This window comes from Pedobacter sp. MC2016-24 (assembly GCF_015223055.1).
In the GTDB taxonomy this organism is placed as follows: domain Bacteria; phylum Bacteroidota; class Bacteroidia; order Sphingobacteriales; family Sphingobacteriaceae; genus Pedobacter.
Map to the genome: position 1 here is coordinate 16,414 of NZ_JADFBX010000007.1, position 14,668 is coordinate 31,081.

The 14,668-nt window shown below is 39.3% G+C and carries 12 protein-coding genes and 1 pseudogene; 6 read left to right on the forward strand and 7 right to left on the reverse strand.

The window, feature by feature from the left end; genetic code table 11:
• Positions 1 to 12: 12 nt before the first annotated feature.
• From asnS to sucC, 3 genes are all read right to left on the reverse strand, one after another.
• Positions 13 to 1,461: an asparagine--tRNA ligase gene (gene asnS / locus IM797_RS16985; protein WP_194128360.1), complete on the reverse strand. Its 1,449-nt coding sequence runs from the start codon at positions 1,459 to 1,461 to the stop codon at positions 13 to 15.
• Positions 1,462 to 1,933: 472 nt separating this feature from the next.
• Positions 1,934 to 4,399, reverse strand: a complete 2,466-nt coding sequence (locus IM797_RS16990) for an outer membrane beta-barrel protein (RefSeq protein WP_194128361.1) — start codon at positions 4,397 to 4,399, stop codon at positions 1,934 to 1,936.
• Between the two features lie 176 nt (positions 4,400 to 4,575).
• A complete protein-coding gene (gene sucC, locus IM797_RS16995) occupies positions 4,576 to 5,766 on the reverse strand; it encodes an ADP-forming succinate--CoA ligase subunit beta (RefSeq protein WP_194128362.1) in 1,191 nt (396 codons plus the stop codon).
• 208 nt (positions 5,767 to 5,974) lie between these two features.
• Here sucC and IM797_RS17000 point away from each other — a divergent pair, with 208 nt between their 5' ends.
• The 5 genes from IM797_RS17000 to IM797_RS17020 all read left to right on the forward strand — a co-directional run bounded on the left by IM797_RS17000 (position 5,975) and on the right by IM797_RS17020 (position 9,629).
• Positions 5,975 to 6,628 carry an ABC transporter ATP-binding protein gene (locus tag IM797_RS17000; protein WP_194128363.1) on the forward strand — a complete coding sequence of 218 codons (654 nt, stop codon included), beginning with the start codon at positions 5,975 to 5,977 and terminating at the stop codon, positions 6,626 to 6,628.
• A gap of 2 nt (positions 6,629 to 6,630) precedes the next feature.
• Positions 6,631 to 6,951 (forward strand): hypothetical protein, encoded by a 321-nt coding sequence (locus tag IM797_RS17005; RefSeq protein ID WP_194128364.1) that lies wholly within the window; start codon positions 6,631 to 6,633, stop codon positions 6,949 to 6,951.
• Positions 6,952 to 7,560: a haloacid dehalogenase gene (locus IM797_RS17010; RefSeq protein WP_194128365.1), complete on the forward strand. Its 609-nt coding sequence runs from the start codon at positions 6,952 to 6,954 to the stop codon at positions 7,558 to 7,560.
• 31 nt (positions 7,561 to 7,591) lie between these two features.
• Complete coding sequence (locus tag IM797_RS17015; protein ID WP_194128366.1) at positions 7,592 to 9,208, forward strand: S41 family peptidase; 1,617 nt, start codon at positions 7,592 to 7,594, stop codon at positions 9,206 to 9,208.
• Between the two features lie 154 nt (positions 9,209 to 9,362).
• A complete protein-coding gene (locus tag IM797_RS17020; protein WP_194128367.1) occupies positions 9,363 to 9,629 on the forward strand; it encodes a hypothetical protein in 267 nt (88 codons plus the stop codon).
• Between the two features lie 3 nt (positions 9,630 to 9,632).
• Here IM797_RS17020 and IM797_RS17025 read toward each other — a convergent pair whose 3' ends face one another.
• The gene (locus tag IM797_RS17025) at positions 9,633 to 10,571 is read right to left on the reverse strand and encodes a M28 family peptidase (protein WP_228098916.1); all 939 of its coding nucleotides are present in this window, start codon (positions 10,569 to 10,571) and stop codon (positions 9,633 to 9,635) included.
• 146 nt (positions 10,572 to 10,717) lie between these two features.
• On the opposite strand from IM797_RS17025, the gene IM797_RS17030 reads away from it, so the two are divergent.
• Positions 10,718 to 11,701 (forward strand): aldo/keto reductase, encoded by a 984-nt coding sequence (locus IM797_RS17030; RefSeq protein ID WP_194128368.1) that lies wholly within the window; start codon positions 10,718 to 10,720, stop codon positions 11,699 to 11,701.
• 74 nt (positions 11,702 to 11,775) lie between these two features.
• Here the strand turns inward: IM797_RS17030 and IM797_RS17035 are convergent, their stop codons facing one another.
• The 3 genes and pseudogenes from IM797_RS17035 to IM797_RS28745 all read right to left on the reverse strand — a co-directional run.
• Entirely contained in the window at positions 11,776 to 13,224 is a 1,449-nt protein-coding gene (locus IM797_RS17035) for a glyceraldehyde-3-phosphate dehydrogenase (protein WP_194128369.1), read from the reverse strand.
• 120 nt (positions 13,225 to 13,344) lie between these two features.
• Positions 13,345 to 14,205: an RNA polymerase sigma factor RpoD/SigA gene (locus IM797_RS17040; RefSeq protein ID WP_008242129.1), complete on the reverse strand. Its 861-nt coding sequence runs from the start codon at positions 14,203 to 14,205 to the stop codon at positions 13,345 to 13,347.
• A gap of 339 nt (positions 14,206 to 14,544) precedes the next feature.
• A pseudogene (locus tag IM797_RS28745) lies at positions 14,545 to 14,604 on the reverse strand (DUF1508 domain-containing protein); the annotation flags it as partial.
• Positions 14,605 to 14,668: the final 64 nt, after the last annotated feature.

Genomic DNA, 14,668 nt, shown 5'->3' on the forward strand with positions numbered 1-14,668 from the left:
TTATTTTTTTGCTTAAAATTCAGCGTTTTTAGGGAAACGGGGGAAAGCGATTACGTCTCTGATATTGGTCATCCCACTTACAAAAAGTACCAGTCTTTCAAAACCAAGACCAAAACCTGAGTGTGGTGCTGAACCAAAACGTCTGGTGTCTAAAAACCACCACATTTCTTCCTGGGAGATATTCAACTCATCCATTCTTTGTGTCAGTTTATCCAGGCGTTCTTCCCTTTGAGAACCGCCGATCATTTCGCCGATGCCAGGAAAAAGAATGTCCATAGCTGCTACTGTTTTTCTACCTTGGGCATCCGGCTCATTCTGACGCATATAGAACGATTTAATGTCTGCAGGGTAATCAGTTAAGATCACAGGCTTTTTGAAGTGTTTCTCTACCAGGTAGCGCTCATGTTCTGACTGTAAATCTGCACCCCATTCGTCAATCAGGTATTTGAATTGCTTTTTTTGATTCGGTTTAGAAGATTTCAAAATCGCGATGGCTTCCGTATAGGTTAAACGCTCAAAATCATTGGCTAAACAGAAGTTCAGCTTTTCGATCAGAGACAGTTCACTGCGTTCGTTCTGAGGTTTGGTTTTTTCTTCTTCCAGTAAACGGTTGTTTAAGAATTCGATTTCTTCTTTACAGTTTTCCAAAGCATAGCTGATTACATATTTCATCATGTCTTCTGCCAGTTGCATGTTGTCTTCCAGATCCGCGAAAGCGACCTCTGGTTCAATCATCCAAAACTCCGCCAGGTGACGTGCCGTATTGGAGTTTTCAGCTCTAAAAGTAGGGCCAAAAGTATAAATCTGTCCAAAAGCCATTGCTGCAAGTTCACCTTCCAGCTGTCCGGAAACGGTAAGGTTGGTTGCGCGGGCAAAGAAATCCTGAGTAAAATCTATTTTACCATCTTCTGTTTTTGGAGGGTTTTCCAGATCTAAATTGGTTACTTTAAACATTTCGCCAGCACCTTCAGCGTCAGAAGCTGTAATGATCGGGGTATGCATATAAGTAAAACCTCTTTCATTGTAGAACTGATGGATTGCAAAAGCCAAAGCATGACGGAGTTTGAAAACTGCATTAAATGTATTTGTGCGGAAACGCAAATGTGCAATTTCTCTTAGAAATTCCAGGCTATGTTTTTTAGGTTGCAGTGGAAACTTTTCAGGATCGCTATCGCCCAGAATCTCGATGGATTCGGCTTTTATATCTACACGCTGGCCTTTTCCAACAGATTCGACAATTGTTCCTTTTACCGCAATTGCAGCTCCGGTAGTAATTCTTTTAAGAAGCGCCTCATCGGTATTATTAAAATCAACAACGATTTGGATATTTCCCATGCAGGAGCCATCATTGATTGCAATAAACTGGTTGTTGCGGAAAGTACGCACCCAACCCATAACAGTTACTTCTCTGTTAAACGATTCTGTCTCTAGCAGACTTTTTACTTTTTCTCTATGTATCATGATTTTATATGGAGCAGGCCAAAAATAATGATTTTCATTGAAACCCTCATGGGTAAACGTCTATAAAAAATAAGTGGCTTGGGAAGAAGTAAAGGCTTTTTTATTCTGAGTTGTCTACTGATCTTTATGTCTATTTTGTGTTTTTGTTGATGTTTTACTGTTTTTCACTGGTTTTTATGTGTGTTTTTTATTTTTAGATGGTTTATTTTTGATTTTTCATGTATTTAATTAGTAGTTTTTCTGTTTATTTTGTTTTTATGAGTATTTTTGTTGTGTTTTATTATATTTTATTTGCTGTTTTTAGGTTTTTTGTATTTTATTTTGAGCTTTATTGCGATTATTTGGTATTTATTTTAAAAATTATTGAATTTTATTATGCTTAAATGAAATAAGTTCCTATATTTGTATTGCTCGTTTAATTTATATTTGGTTAGAGGGGGTTACAGTTGGATGACTGTAACCCCCTTCTTGTTTAACCGCCTGATTTTACCCGATTTTCTTCTGATTCTGAACTTTTCGACCTTTTTTGACTGCCTTTGATATTGTTACTCCCAAATTTGTAAGTACAAGTGATTCTGAAGACTTGACTTTCCCATTTTTCTTTGATGACGTAACGTTGGGATGGCAGAGCGCTGGTAATCGTATTTTTTTGCAGATTAAATATGTCATTAGCAGCAAATTTGATGTCCATTTTCTTGTTTAATATCGTTTTCTTAATTCCAAGGTCAACATTCGCCTGTGGATCGATGATTAAAGTTCCTATCGCTTGTCTGGATTCATAATTTGCCGAACATTCCAGACTGGTATTTTGATCTAGGTTCACGGTTTGTGTAGTGTTGAATTTAAAGGTCAGTTTTCCACTTTCGAACGGATTGCCCAACAGGTTGGGTGTTTTAAATTTAGTGTAATAGGTAGTTATTGTATGATTACTGTTCCACCATTTTGTAATTTGTATCGGATAGCTGATGTTTAGATTATAAGCGTCTTGTGTGGCCAGATTTTGATTGGAAATGAAAATGGTTTTGTTAATGGTATCTGTTAACAATACATCTGTCATGACATCCCTTGTGTGACTGTAACCGATGCTCATGTTTAATGTCTTTTTGTAGCTGTAAGCAAGTTCAAATGAATTGGTATACTGCGGTTTTAAAAAAGGATTTCCGAAACGATAAGAGTATAAATCCAGATAGGATACGAAAGGGTTAAGCGATTCGTAATCCGGCCTATCAATTCTTCTGCTGTAAGAGAAGCCCAGTTCGTTGTTTTTAGAAAGTTCCTGATTGATGAATAAACTAGGAAAAAGATCAAAGTAATGACGGTTTACTACTTTCTGTTCAGTGATCGAATTTCCGTTCGAATTGGTTTGTTCCGCACGCAAGCCCAATTGTAGGGTAGTTCCCTTGAATTTACGGCTCAAATTAATATAAGCCGCATTGATATTTTCTTGATATAGAAATTGATTACTTCTTTTAACATCATTTTGCCATGCTTCCTGTTCAAAATTCTCAAATAAAAAATTGTTGTCGGTTTTTACCAGGCTTGATTTTATGCCTGTTTCCAATTTGGTTGATTTATCAATCGGGTAGGTGTAATCAGCTTTTGCTGCCCATATATGCGTTTTAGTTGGCGTTGCATTTCTGAATATATAATCTGGCTTACGCATCTGGCCATTTGCATCAAGGTATTTGTTGTTGAAATTGCTGCGCTCGTTTCCGTTATAGTTGGAGTAGTCGGCGTCCATACTGAATTCCTGGCCCAGGGTATCTATGGTTGATTTGTAGTTCAGGTTATAGGATATTCCAGTGTATTTGTAGTCATTTGGATTTCTTGCCACCACTGATGAATCTGTTTTTAAAGGCTGATCACCAATGAGGGTTAAAACGTGTGCATCGTTCTTACCATTGCTGTTGTAGCCATTCATGCTAAAGCCCAGTGTGTTTTTATCATTAATAAAGTAATCTATACCGGCTTTGTAATTGCTGTTGTTCCTTGCTCTTTTCGTATCGCTGGTCTGGTTGAAATAGGTAGGCTTGTCGCTGGTGTTGTTCAGACGCATGATGTCTGTTCCACCAAATCTTTCGTTGTGTCCGTAGTTGAAATTTCCAAATATGTTGAATTTTTTCTCCCTGTGATTTAAGCTCAATCCGCCGTTTACTTTGTAGTATCTGCCCATGCCGGCACCTGCAAATACAGATCCATTGGTACCGTAGTTTTTGTTTTTTTTGAATTTAATATTGATGATCCCTGAATTGCCTGACGCATCGTATTTGGCCGATGGATTGGTGATCAGTTCAATCGTTTGTATCGCGCTTCCTTCTGTGCTGCGCAGTAAATTGGCCAGTTGATCTTCGGATAGATATGTCGGTTTTCCATCGAGCATGACGTTGACGCCTTGTTTGCCCCTCAGACTGATTTTGCCGTCTTTATCGACGCTTACGCCAGGCGACTTTTGCAGGATCTCGAGTGCAGTGTTGCCCGTAGCAAGCGCACTGTTTTCTACATTGATGACTGTCTTATCAATCTGACGCTCGATCAATGGCTTTTGTTGGATGATTTCAACGCCTTTTAATAATTTGCTGTCCTGGGTCAATTGAATGCTTTCCAGTTGATGCAATTGCTTGTCTGCCGTGATGCCGTAAGGACCTTTGATGATTTTTTTGTAGCCTACAACAAAAAATGCGAGGAGATAGTTTCCTGGCGTAATGCTGTTTAGCACATAAGTGCCATTGTCTGTGCTGACTGTTCCTTTGACGAGGCTGGAATCTTTTGCGTTGAGCAGGCTGATCGATGCATAGGGGAAGGCTTGTCCGGTTTCATCTAATATCTTTCCCTGGAATTCTCCTTTCAGGTTGATGGATTGTGCGTTTGCAGTGTAGGCAGATAAAAGTTGACTACAGTAAAGCAGCGAGATTAGGGGTAGGTAGTTAATAATTTTCATAACGTACATAAGACGTTATTGTCCTCAATACGTTTCATCGGATTTAGCCGTATTATACCAACAAAGTTCAGGTATCGATGAACTGCCTTAAACCTTAGACGAAAATTAATGCTGAATGCAAAAAAAAGCGCCCTTATCATTTCGATAAGGGCGCTTTTTTAAATATGTGTTGTTGATTAAGCCAATACTTGAGTAACCAGGGCTGCTGCATCTTTCAATGCGATAGCTGAGTAAACTTTCAATCCCGACTCGTCAATTAGTTTTTTAGCTTCTTCAGCGTTTGTACCTTGTAAGCGGCAAATGATTGGAACTGGAATATCACCAATTTCTTTGTAAGCATCAATTACACCCTGGGCAACACGGTCGCAACGTACGATACCACCAAAGATATTAATCAGGATGGCCTTTACGTTTGGATCTTTCAAAATGATATTGAAACCAGCTTTTACTGTTTGTGCATTTGCGGTACCACCTACGTCCAGGAAGTTTGCAGGCTCACCACCAGCAATTTTGATGATGTCCATGGTAGCCATTGCCAAACCAGCACCGTTAACCATACAACCTACGTTACCGTCAAGTTTTACATAGTTTAAGTTAGATTCACTTGCTTCAACGTCAGTTGGATCTTCTTCCAATTTATCACGCATTGCAGCGTAGTCCGGGTGACGGAACAAAGCGTTCTCATCTAAATCTACTTTCGCATCAACAGCAATGATTTTGTCGTCAGATGTTTTTAAAACCGGGTTGATTTCAAACATAGAAGAATCGGTATTGTCATATGCTTTGTAAAGCGCTGTAACAAATTTCACCATTTCTTTAAACGCTGCACCACTTAAACCTAAGTTGAAAGCGATTTTACGTGCCTGAAAAGCTTGTAAGCCAACTTTAGGATCGATTTCTTCTTTGAAGATTAAATGAGGTGTATGTTCAGCAACCTCTTCGATGTCCATACCACCTTCTGTAGAGTACATGATGATATTTCTACCGTTTCCACGGTTTAAAAGAACACTGATATAGAATTCTTTGGTTTCAGAAGCACCTGGATAATATACATCCTGAGCAACCAAAATTTTGTTTACTTTTTTACCTTCAGGTCCGGTTTGAGGTGTTACCAATTGCATACCTAAAATTGCGGTCGCTCTTTCTTTAACTTCTTCCAGGTTTTTGGCCAATTTTACACCACCACCTTTTCCTCTACCTCCTGCGTGGATTTGTGCTTTAATCACAACCCAGTCAGAATTGAAGTCAGTTTTCATTTTTTTAGCAGCTTCTACAGCCTGCTCAACCGTATCGGCAACAACGCCTTCTTGTACGGCTACACCAAAACTTTTAAGTATTTCTTTACCTTGATATTCGTGGATATTCATTTGCTGAAAAAATTTGTTCAAATCTACAATTTCATATTGGTTTTAAAAACTTATTCTAAGTAATAAAGCATAATTTCAATATTATGACCATAAATTTTTACCAGTCCTGATGTGTGATCAGGAAATGAAAAGGAATTTGTAGCGGCCGGTCTGTTAATATTATTTAGTAGAAGCCAAATAATGTGTCGGTTTTTGTAAGTTTGCAGCTATGCTAAAAGCCACAGGTATCAAAAAAGCCTACGGACAACTTTCTATACTTAAGGGTGTAGATTTTGAAGTTACAAAAGGCGAGATTGTAAGTATTATTGGTGCTTCTGGTGCCGGAAAAAGTACTTTATTACATATTTTAGGTACGTTAGATAAGCCTGACCAGGGAACGGTCGAGCTTAACGGCACCAAGGTGCACAAACTTTCGGGCGAATTGTTGAGTATTTTTCGCAATCAGAATATTGGTTTTGTCTTTCAGTTTCATCATTTGTTGCCTGAATTTACAGCTTTGGAAAATATTTGTATTCCTGCTTTTATCGCGAAGACGAATAAAAAACAAGCAGAACGGCGGGCGATGGAATTGCTTGATCTGCTTGGACTGGCAGATCGGGCACAACATAAACCCAGCGAGTTGTCGGGAGGTGAGCAGCAACGTGTGGCTGTAGCCCGGGCTTTGGTAAACAATCCGGCTATAGTGATGGCGGATGAGCCTTCCGGTAACCTTGATTCTGCAAATGCCGATGCCCTGCACCAGTTTTTCATTACGCTGAGGGATAATTTTAAACAGACCTTTATCATTGTGACACACAATGAGGATCTGGCTAAAATCAGTGATAGGGTGGTGACGATGAAAGATGGTTTAATTATAGCTTAATCATGAAAATATTGATAACAGGAGGGAAGTCTGTCCAGGCCTTAAAACTGGTTGCAGCATATGTAAATGATACTGTAATCATGGCTGATTATGGGGAGGTGCCGGTATTCCCCTCTGTAAAATACCAGTTTGTATCTCTGGGCGAACGTAATGATGAAATCATTGCGCACAATTTACTCAATCATTGTCTTGATCTGGAAGTGAATACCATTGTGCCTTTACATGCTTTTGAGATTGATCAGGTAGCCAAGGCTTCTGTATTATTTGAGGAATTTAACATCCAGGTTTTAATCCCTGAAAGTAACCACATTATAGCCCAGTAAATGAGTACAACGCAGTATCTAAAGGAAAAAGAAGCCTTTATTTTTGAACTTAACCAGGTAATTTTCCCTGAGAAGGATTATTATTTGCAGGTTTATTACTTGTTTGGACAATTTATAGAATACGCCGAGCAACTCAATGCAGCTGAAATTGTTGCTTTTATGCAGGAGTATTACCTGAAAAAAGGGACTAAGGATATTTTTAGCAAAACTGCCAGGCGTTTCAATATCCCGGAAAAGTATCAGGTGAATTTTGAATTGTTGCTGTTAAGTGCGCGTTTACCTTTAAAACTTTTGATGTTTGGTGAAGTGCTGAAATTTATGCAGCAGATTGTAGTAGAGCGGAAGAAAATATTCTTACTGGTTGATGGCAATGCTGCAATGCAACTCAATGTGATTAAGCAGGTGGAGTGGAACGGTTTAGAAAATTACCTGACCGTTTATTTTACGGAGGAAATGGGCGGAATGACTGCAGGACTGGGTCAAATCCTGGTTACACATGATCTTGAGCCTAAAAGTGTAATCTTTATTGGGAAGCCTAAAATGTCAAAGAAATCTGCTATTGAAAATAATATTGATTTTGCAGTAGCTGAGAAACTATTTCTATCTTAATTCCGTTTATATTTACGCTAAAATATAACGAATGAAAAACTTGCTTTTTCCTAAAGTGGTTGACTTCCGCCTGGCGGGACTTGTGGTGCTTTTATTATTGGGTGCCTGTAAAAAAAATAAGACCCAGCCAGAGCCCGATCCGGTTGCGCCTTCAATTGGGCCGAATACCTTACAGACAGCAACAACTGACAGGACACAATTGAGCAATGACTCCTTGTTCCTATATGCCAAACAGGTGTATTTCTGGAATTCGGCACTCCCTTCCTATGATGATTTTAACCCGAGGAAATATGGCAGTAATTACGATAGCGAATTGCTTAATATTGCCAAGGCTTCGGGTTCTGTTGACTACGTGACTGCCGATAACGAAACCAAATATTCTTATATACAGGATATCACAACTGCAAATCCAAGTCCAACCGCCAATGTGCAGGGGGCGCAAATGTCTGTGGACCTGGAAGGAAACGGAAACGATACCGGGGTGATGTGGATTCCTTTTGGTACCAATAACAGTTACACTATTTTTGTAACGGTAGTTGCACCGGGCTCTGATGCCGAAGCACAAGGGGTAAAAAGGGGATGGGCGATTTCAAAGATCAATGGCATCTCTTATGGTAACAATTATCCAGGAGAATACTTGTCCATTTATAGTGAAATGGCTAAAAGCAGCGTGCGGATTGAGGGCTTTAAATATGTAAATGGAGTGCAGGGCGAGGCTTTTTCTGTTACATTGACCAAGAAAAGTTACAAAAGCAGTCCTGTGTACGCATCAAAAGTCATTACTTCAGGTAATAAAAAGATCGGTTATATCGCATATGGTCGGTTTTCAAATGAAAGTAATTCATTTGAGGCATTAAATAATGTGTTTTCTACTTTTTCAAGTCAGGGGGTTACCGATCTGGTCATTGATTTAAGGTATAACGGTGGTGGCTATGTTTACACTGCCGAACGTTTGGTTAACCTGATCGCACCTTCAACTGCCTTTGGGAAGGTCATGTATAAAGAATATTTCAATGCAGATATGCAGAACAAAAGGGCAGTGATTCTAAAAAATCAGCCGCTTACGGATGCGAATGATAAGGTTCAGTATGCAACTGGCGGCAGGATGATGAATTTGTACGATGACCAGGATTATACAGTAGCAAAAAATACCCATAATTTTAGCAAGGTGGGTAGTGTAACCGGCGTAACGAATGTTGTATTCCTGGTTAGCCGCAGTACTGCGTCAGCCAGTGAGCTTGTAATCAATTCACTCAAGCCTGAAATGAATGTGAAACTGGTTGGCAAAACCACTTATGGCAAACCTGTAGGCTTTTTTCCTATTCGTATTCAAAACCGGTACGATGTGTATTATGCAATGTTTGAAACAAAGAACTCTCAGGACCAGGGTGGTTATTTTTCTGGCATGACACCTGATTACGATCTGAACGAGAATCCGACTTATCAGCTGGGCGACGAAAAGGAAGTATACCTTGCTAAAGCCATCAGCATATTAAACCCGGTTTCGGGCGCGACAAGCCTGGCCAAAGGTGCTGTGATGAGCGTTAATGGCAAAATAATCAATCTCGATAGTCCGAATGCCATTCAGCCTGTAGATCAGCCTGGGAGTTTTATCGGGATGATTGAAGATCGTTTTAAACGGAAGTAGATTAATAAACTGGTAATCAGTAGTCTTTCTTTTGCGTCAGTAATATTGTTGAAACATTTAGGCAATTGGCTTTGAACTGTGGTGCTTTTTTTGTTTATTGGTATATGAAAACGTGGTTTCAATACCATTATAGCGGACTTTAATCGAATATACTATGTTAGGGGAATTAATAGAAAAAGAAGCGATAGACATCAGCCAGATTGTAGCGGCTGATCAGAATCATACTGAAGAGTTACGTGATAAGCTGAATGCGGCCCAACGTTTGGGTAATGAATTTAAATCAAAAGCCGACATTACTTTCAATACTAAGGAGGGACCAAAGACAGTATCTACAACGGTATGGTCCGTTACAGAGAAATATATCCAGCTGAAAAATGGGATTCACATCCCTTTAAACAGCCTTGTTGATATTGATTTTTAAAATCTATTGCCTTTTCATTTTCAGCTTTTCATGAAATAGCTGTTGGGCATCCCGTTCTTTATCGATGTTGATGATGATCTCCATAATGGCGTTCGCAGCATCGCTAAAGAACTTTTTATTGATGTTCTTATACTCGTCGGTGGCTTGATGGTAATCTTTGTGGTCTTCCACACCAAAGTAAATAAATGGAATATTTTTATCGTTAAAGGCTGAATGGTCACTTTGGTTGGTCCAGTCGTTGTGACCTGATTCAGGATCGTCATGTCCGAATAAAATCTTCGGATTGGGATTGCTGGTGTAAAAGTAATCCTTTAAGGTGGGGTATTTTGAAGTTCCGGAGGCATACAACTCATTTTTATCGTTATGACTGATCATATCCATATTGATATTCAGTTTAATGCGGTCAATATTTACCGGTGGGCTGGCAACAAATGCTTTAGCACCCCTTAGTCCCATTTCTTCGGCATCAAAGGCTGCAAAAATTAAAGTATGGTTGGGTTGATGTTTGCTGTAATAAGCAGCGAATTTCAATAACGCTGCAATCCCGGAAGCATTGTCGTCCGCCCCGTTATATACTTCGTTGTTGATGATGCCAATGTGGTCGTAATGGGCTGAGATCACGATCACCTGCTCGCTTTTACCTTCAATATAACCAATCATGTTTTTCCCTTTGACTATGCCTTTACTGGTCTCAAATGAAAAGGGCTGTTCATAGCGTTCTAAAACCGGGAAAGATTTTAAACCGATCTCAGTAAAACGTTTATTGAGGTATGTTCTGGCCATTTCTCCGCCCTTTGTGCCGGTTTTGCGGCCTTCGTAAGCATCTGATGACAAGATTTCCACATCACTTAGCAACTGGGTATCAGCGGACATCGGTGGAGCCTGTTTTACTGAGCCACAACTTAATAACAATCCTAGCGTTACAAGCAGGTAAGTATTCATTTGAATAGGTTTGAACATCATATAAAGGTAAATATATTGCCTGATAAACTGGCCATCCTATTTTTGTAAAACTTAAGCAGTCCTGCTATTGTTTTCCTATTATCTCTTTAATTTGGGGTAATTGTTAATCATTAAAAGCTATTTAAATGGAATATAGAAGATTAGGTAAATCAGGTTTACAAGTTAGTGCTTTGTCTTTAGGAAGTTGGCTGACATTCGGTCAGCAGATCAGTGACAAGACTGCTGATGAATTGATGGGAATAGCCTACGATGCGGGTGTGAATTTTTTCGACAATGCTGAAGGGTATGCCGAAGGAAAATCAGAGCAGGTGATGGGTAAGATCTTAAAATCGCATAAGTGGGAACGTGAATCGTTTGTGGTGTCAAGTAAAGTCTTTTTTGGTACAGAAAATAAAGGTCCAAACCGGATGGGACTTTCCCGTAAACATGTTATTGAAGCCTGTAACGGTGCTTTAAAGCGTTTACAGGTTGATTATCTGGATTTGTATTTTTGTCATCGCCCGGATAAAAATACGCCCATTGAAGAGACTGTTTGGGCGATGAATACCTTATTGCAACAGGGCAAAATATTGTATTGGGGTACTTCGGAATGGTCTGCCGTTGAGATTATGGAAGCGATTCGTGTTGCAAAACAATACAATTTGATCGGGCCTACGATGGAACAGCCACAATACAATTTAATTGAGCGTAATAAGGTAGAAAATGAGTACTTGCTCTTATTTAAAGAGTATGGGCTGGGAACTACCATTTGGTCGCCATTGGCTTCTGGTTTATTATCGGGTAAATATACTTCGAAGAAAACCAAAGACACACGTCTGGATCTGAAGGGGATGGAATGGCTGAAAGATGCTGTTTTGAATGAAGATAAGCTAAAAAAGGCAGAAAAATTACAATCACTGGCTGATAAGTTGAATGTGCCACTGGCTAAATTGTCCCTGGCCTGGTGTTTAACCAATCCGAATGTGAGTACCGTGATTTTAGGCGCTTCGAAACCGGAACAACTGAAAGAGAATCTGACTACTTTAGAAGTTGTTCCGCTATTAACGCCTCAGGTTTTAACGGAAATTGAAGAGATTATGCAAAGTAAGCCCAAGTTGTCCGCATTTTAATTCAGGGGGTTACTATAAAATAAAAACGGCCGGTATCATCAGTTACCGGCCGTTTTTTATATTGCATTGTAAGGCTAGTAGTAAGTTAACCTTACTACGCCGGCTAACTTCTTGGCTAATCGGATTACTTGCCTGGTGTATCCATATTCGTTGTCGTACCAAGCATACAGTACCACTGACTTGTTGTCGCGCGCGATGATCGTAGCCGGGCCATCAATAATCGAAGCATGACTGTTTCCTATCAAATCTGTGCTTACCAGTTCATTGGAGATAGAATATTCAATTTGTTCTGATAAATCCCCAAAAAGGGAGGCCTGTTTTAAAACTTCACTCACCTCTTCTTTAGACGTTATTTTATTCAAGGACAGGTTCAATATTGCCAATGACACATTGGGCGTAGGAACGCGTACTGCATTTCCTGTCAGTTTGCCACCAAGATGTGGAATTACCTTTGCCACAGCTTTATCTGCCCCGGTTTCAGTAATTACCAGGTTTAAAGCTGCAGAACGTCCTCTACGGTATTTTTTATGGTAATTGTCCAGTAAATTTTGATCGTTGGTATAGGAGTGGACCGTTTCAATGTGGCCTTTTTCGATTCCAAAAGCATCATCAATAATTTTCAATACCGGTACGATGGCATTGGTCGTACAAGATGCATTCGATAATATGGTTTCTGTATTGAAATCAATTTCAGTGTCGTTAATGCCCGTTACTACGTTAGGAATGTCTCCTTTTGCAGGTGCCGTTAACAAGACTTTACTGATTCCTTTTGCTTTCAGGTGTCTGCCCAATCCTTCACGATCACGGAAAACACCTGTATTGTCAATCAATAAGGCATCGTGAATGTCATAAGCTGTATAATCAACAGATTCTGGATCTTTGGCTTCTATGAAATAAATGGTTTGGCCATTGATAATTAGGGCTTTGTTTTCAAAATCTTCCACAATGGTACCGTGAAACGGTCCGTGAATAGAATCGGTACGTAGCAGCTCACCTCTTTTGATCAGCTCTTCATCGCTATAGCTCCTGGTTACGATTGCTCTTAAACGCAATTGCTCGCCTTTTCCGGCCTGAACAATCAATTCTCTTGCTGCAATTCTACCAATACGGCCAAATCCATAAAGCACTACATCTTTAGGTTGCAGATTAATTTTATCCTTGCCAATGTGTTTGCTCAATTTGCTGATGACAAAGTCATGCATGGAAGCGTAGTTGTCATTGCCTTCCAGCCATTCGGAAGCCAGGCGACCAATGTCAATCCTTGAAGGGGCCAGGTTGCATTTCGCAATGGTATGCGCCAATTCTAAGGTTTCGTAAATACTGATGTCTTTACCGCTTACTTCTTTTGCGTACTGATGGTGTGAAAGAATTTCACTGCTGCCTACATCAAATAATGGTTTACGGAATAAAACGAGTTCAACAGATCTGTCAAACCACAATTGCCCTACGATATTGATCAGTTCAATTGCCTTTTTTTCTTTTTCAATCCAGTTTTGAAACTCAGATTGGTACTTCTTTAACATGCTGGAGTATTTTTGGTTAGAATGGCACAAAAGTAAAAAAGATTGAGCGAGTACCCAATCTTTTTTATTTAATATTTTATTCTTTGCGGGATTCCGGCCAGCACCGGAATAACGGCAGGATTATCCTAAATAAGATTTTAATATTTTACTTCTTGAAGTATGACGCAAACGTTGTAATGCCTTGTCTTTAATCTGACGCACACGCTCGCGGGTCAGGTTAAACTTCTCACCAATTTCCTCTAAAGACAGGGGATGATTGGTGCTTAGTCCAAAAAACAATACGATAATTTCACGCTCGCGTTCTGTTAAAGTAGATAAAGACCTTTTGATTTCTTCAGATAAAGACTCATTAATTAAACTGCTGTCCGTATTTGGTTCATGATTTTCCAATACGTCTAACAAAGTATTTTCCTCACCTTGAACAAATGGTGCATCCATAGATACGTGACGACCTGAATTGCTCAGTGTATCAGAAATCTTGTCTACCGTGGTTTCCAAAATATCTGCCAATTCTTCAGGAGAAGGTTCACGCTCATATTCCTGCTCCAGTTTAGAGAAGGCTTTACTGATTTTACTTAACGATCCAACTTGATTTAAAGGGAGACGTACAATCCGGCTTTGTTCAGCAATAGCCTGTAAAATTGATTGACGAATCCACCAAACAGCATAAGAGATGAATTTAAAACCTTTGGTTTCGTCAAAGCGTTTTGCTGCTTTGATCAAACCTAAATTTCCTTCATTGATCAAATCACCAAGTGTTAATCCCTGGTTTTGGTATTGCTTAGCCACGGAAACCACAAAACGTAAGTTTGTCTTAGTTAAACGCTCCAGTGCTGCCTGATCTCCTTCTCGTATTTTTCGTGCTAAAATTACTTCTTCCTCTGCTGTGATTAAATCCACTTTACCAATCTCGTGAAGATATTTGTCTAAGGATTGACTTTCGCGATTGGTAATTGATTGCGTGATTTTGAGTTGTCTCATTTATGTGTTTTGGTACTCGTTATATATTTTGAACGTGCAAAGGTAAGCATTTAAAGGATTATCTGAAACATAAATTCCTGAAAACGTTACACTTTACGACATTATTTATCTCATATTTCTTCAGCAAAAATTATTCCAAATTACTTTTGTCAGGTTGTGCTCTAGCTTGCATAATCACTATATATTTCTTGTTACTAAATGGATACATATTGATTACTAACACATCTGGTTCATATTTGTTTCGAGAATAACCTCATTGTCGTGCTGATGTCAGGAAAAAAAAATCTTGAATACTTCAGACTGATGCCGGTTGTTGTGATGAAGCAACCATACAAAAAACTAGGAAATATCAGAAATTTCTGCCTCAGGTGCATTTTTCTTGACTGATGCTATTCCGTTTTACCTCGAGGCCTCACTTTCATACATTCACTAAACTGGAATTCGCCATCCTTTCTTATTGTAA

Coding starts and splice junctions, on each gene's coding strand:
- IM797_RS17000 (WP_194128363.1), top strand. CDS start 5,975: ATGCTAAAAGCCACAGGTATCAAAAAAGCCTACGGACAACTTTCTATA.
- IM797_RS17015 (WP_194128366.1), top strand. CDS start 7,592: ATGAAAAACTTGCTTTTTCCTAAAGTGGTTGACTTCCGCCTGGCGGGA.
- IM797_RS17025 (WP_228098916.1), bottom strand. CDS start 10,571: ATGAATACTTACCTGCTTGTAACGCTAGGATTGTTATTAAGTTGTGGC.
- IM797_RS17020 (WP_194128367.1), top strand. CDS start 9,363: ATGTTAGGGGAATTAATAGAAAAAGAAGCGATAGACATCAGCCAGATT.
- IM797_RS17010 (WP_194128365.1), top strand. CDS start 6,952: ATGAGTACAACGCAGTATCTAAAGGAAAAAGAAGCCTTTATTTTTGAA.
- IM797_RS17030 (WP_194128368.1), top strand. CDS start 10,718: ATGGAATATAGAAGATTAGGTAAATCAGGTTTACAAGTTAGTGCTTTG.
- IM797_RS17005 (WP_194128364.1), top strand. CDS start 6,631: ATGAAAATATTGATAACAGGAGGGAAGTCTGTCCAGGCCTTAAAACTG.
- IM797_RS16990 (WP_194128361.1), bottom strand. CDS start 4,399: ATGAAAATTATTAACTACCTACCCCTAATCTCGCTGCTTTACTGTAGT.
- asnS (WP_194128360.1), bottom strand. CDS start 1,461: ATGATACATAGAGAAAAAGTAAAAAGTCTGCTAGAGACAGAATCGTTT.
- sucC (WP_194128362.1), bottom strand. CDS start 5,766: ATGAATATCCACGAATATCAAGGTAAAGAAATACTTAAAAGTTTTGGT.
- IM797_RS17035 (WP_194128369.1), bottom strand. CDS start 13,224: ATGTTAAAGAAGTACCAATCTGAGTTTCAAAACTGGATTGAAAAAGAA.
- IM797_RS17040 (WP_008242129.1), bottom strand. CDS start 14,205: ATGAGACAACTCAAAATCACGCAATCAATTACCAATCGCGAAAGTCAA.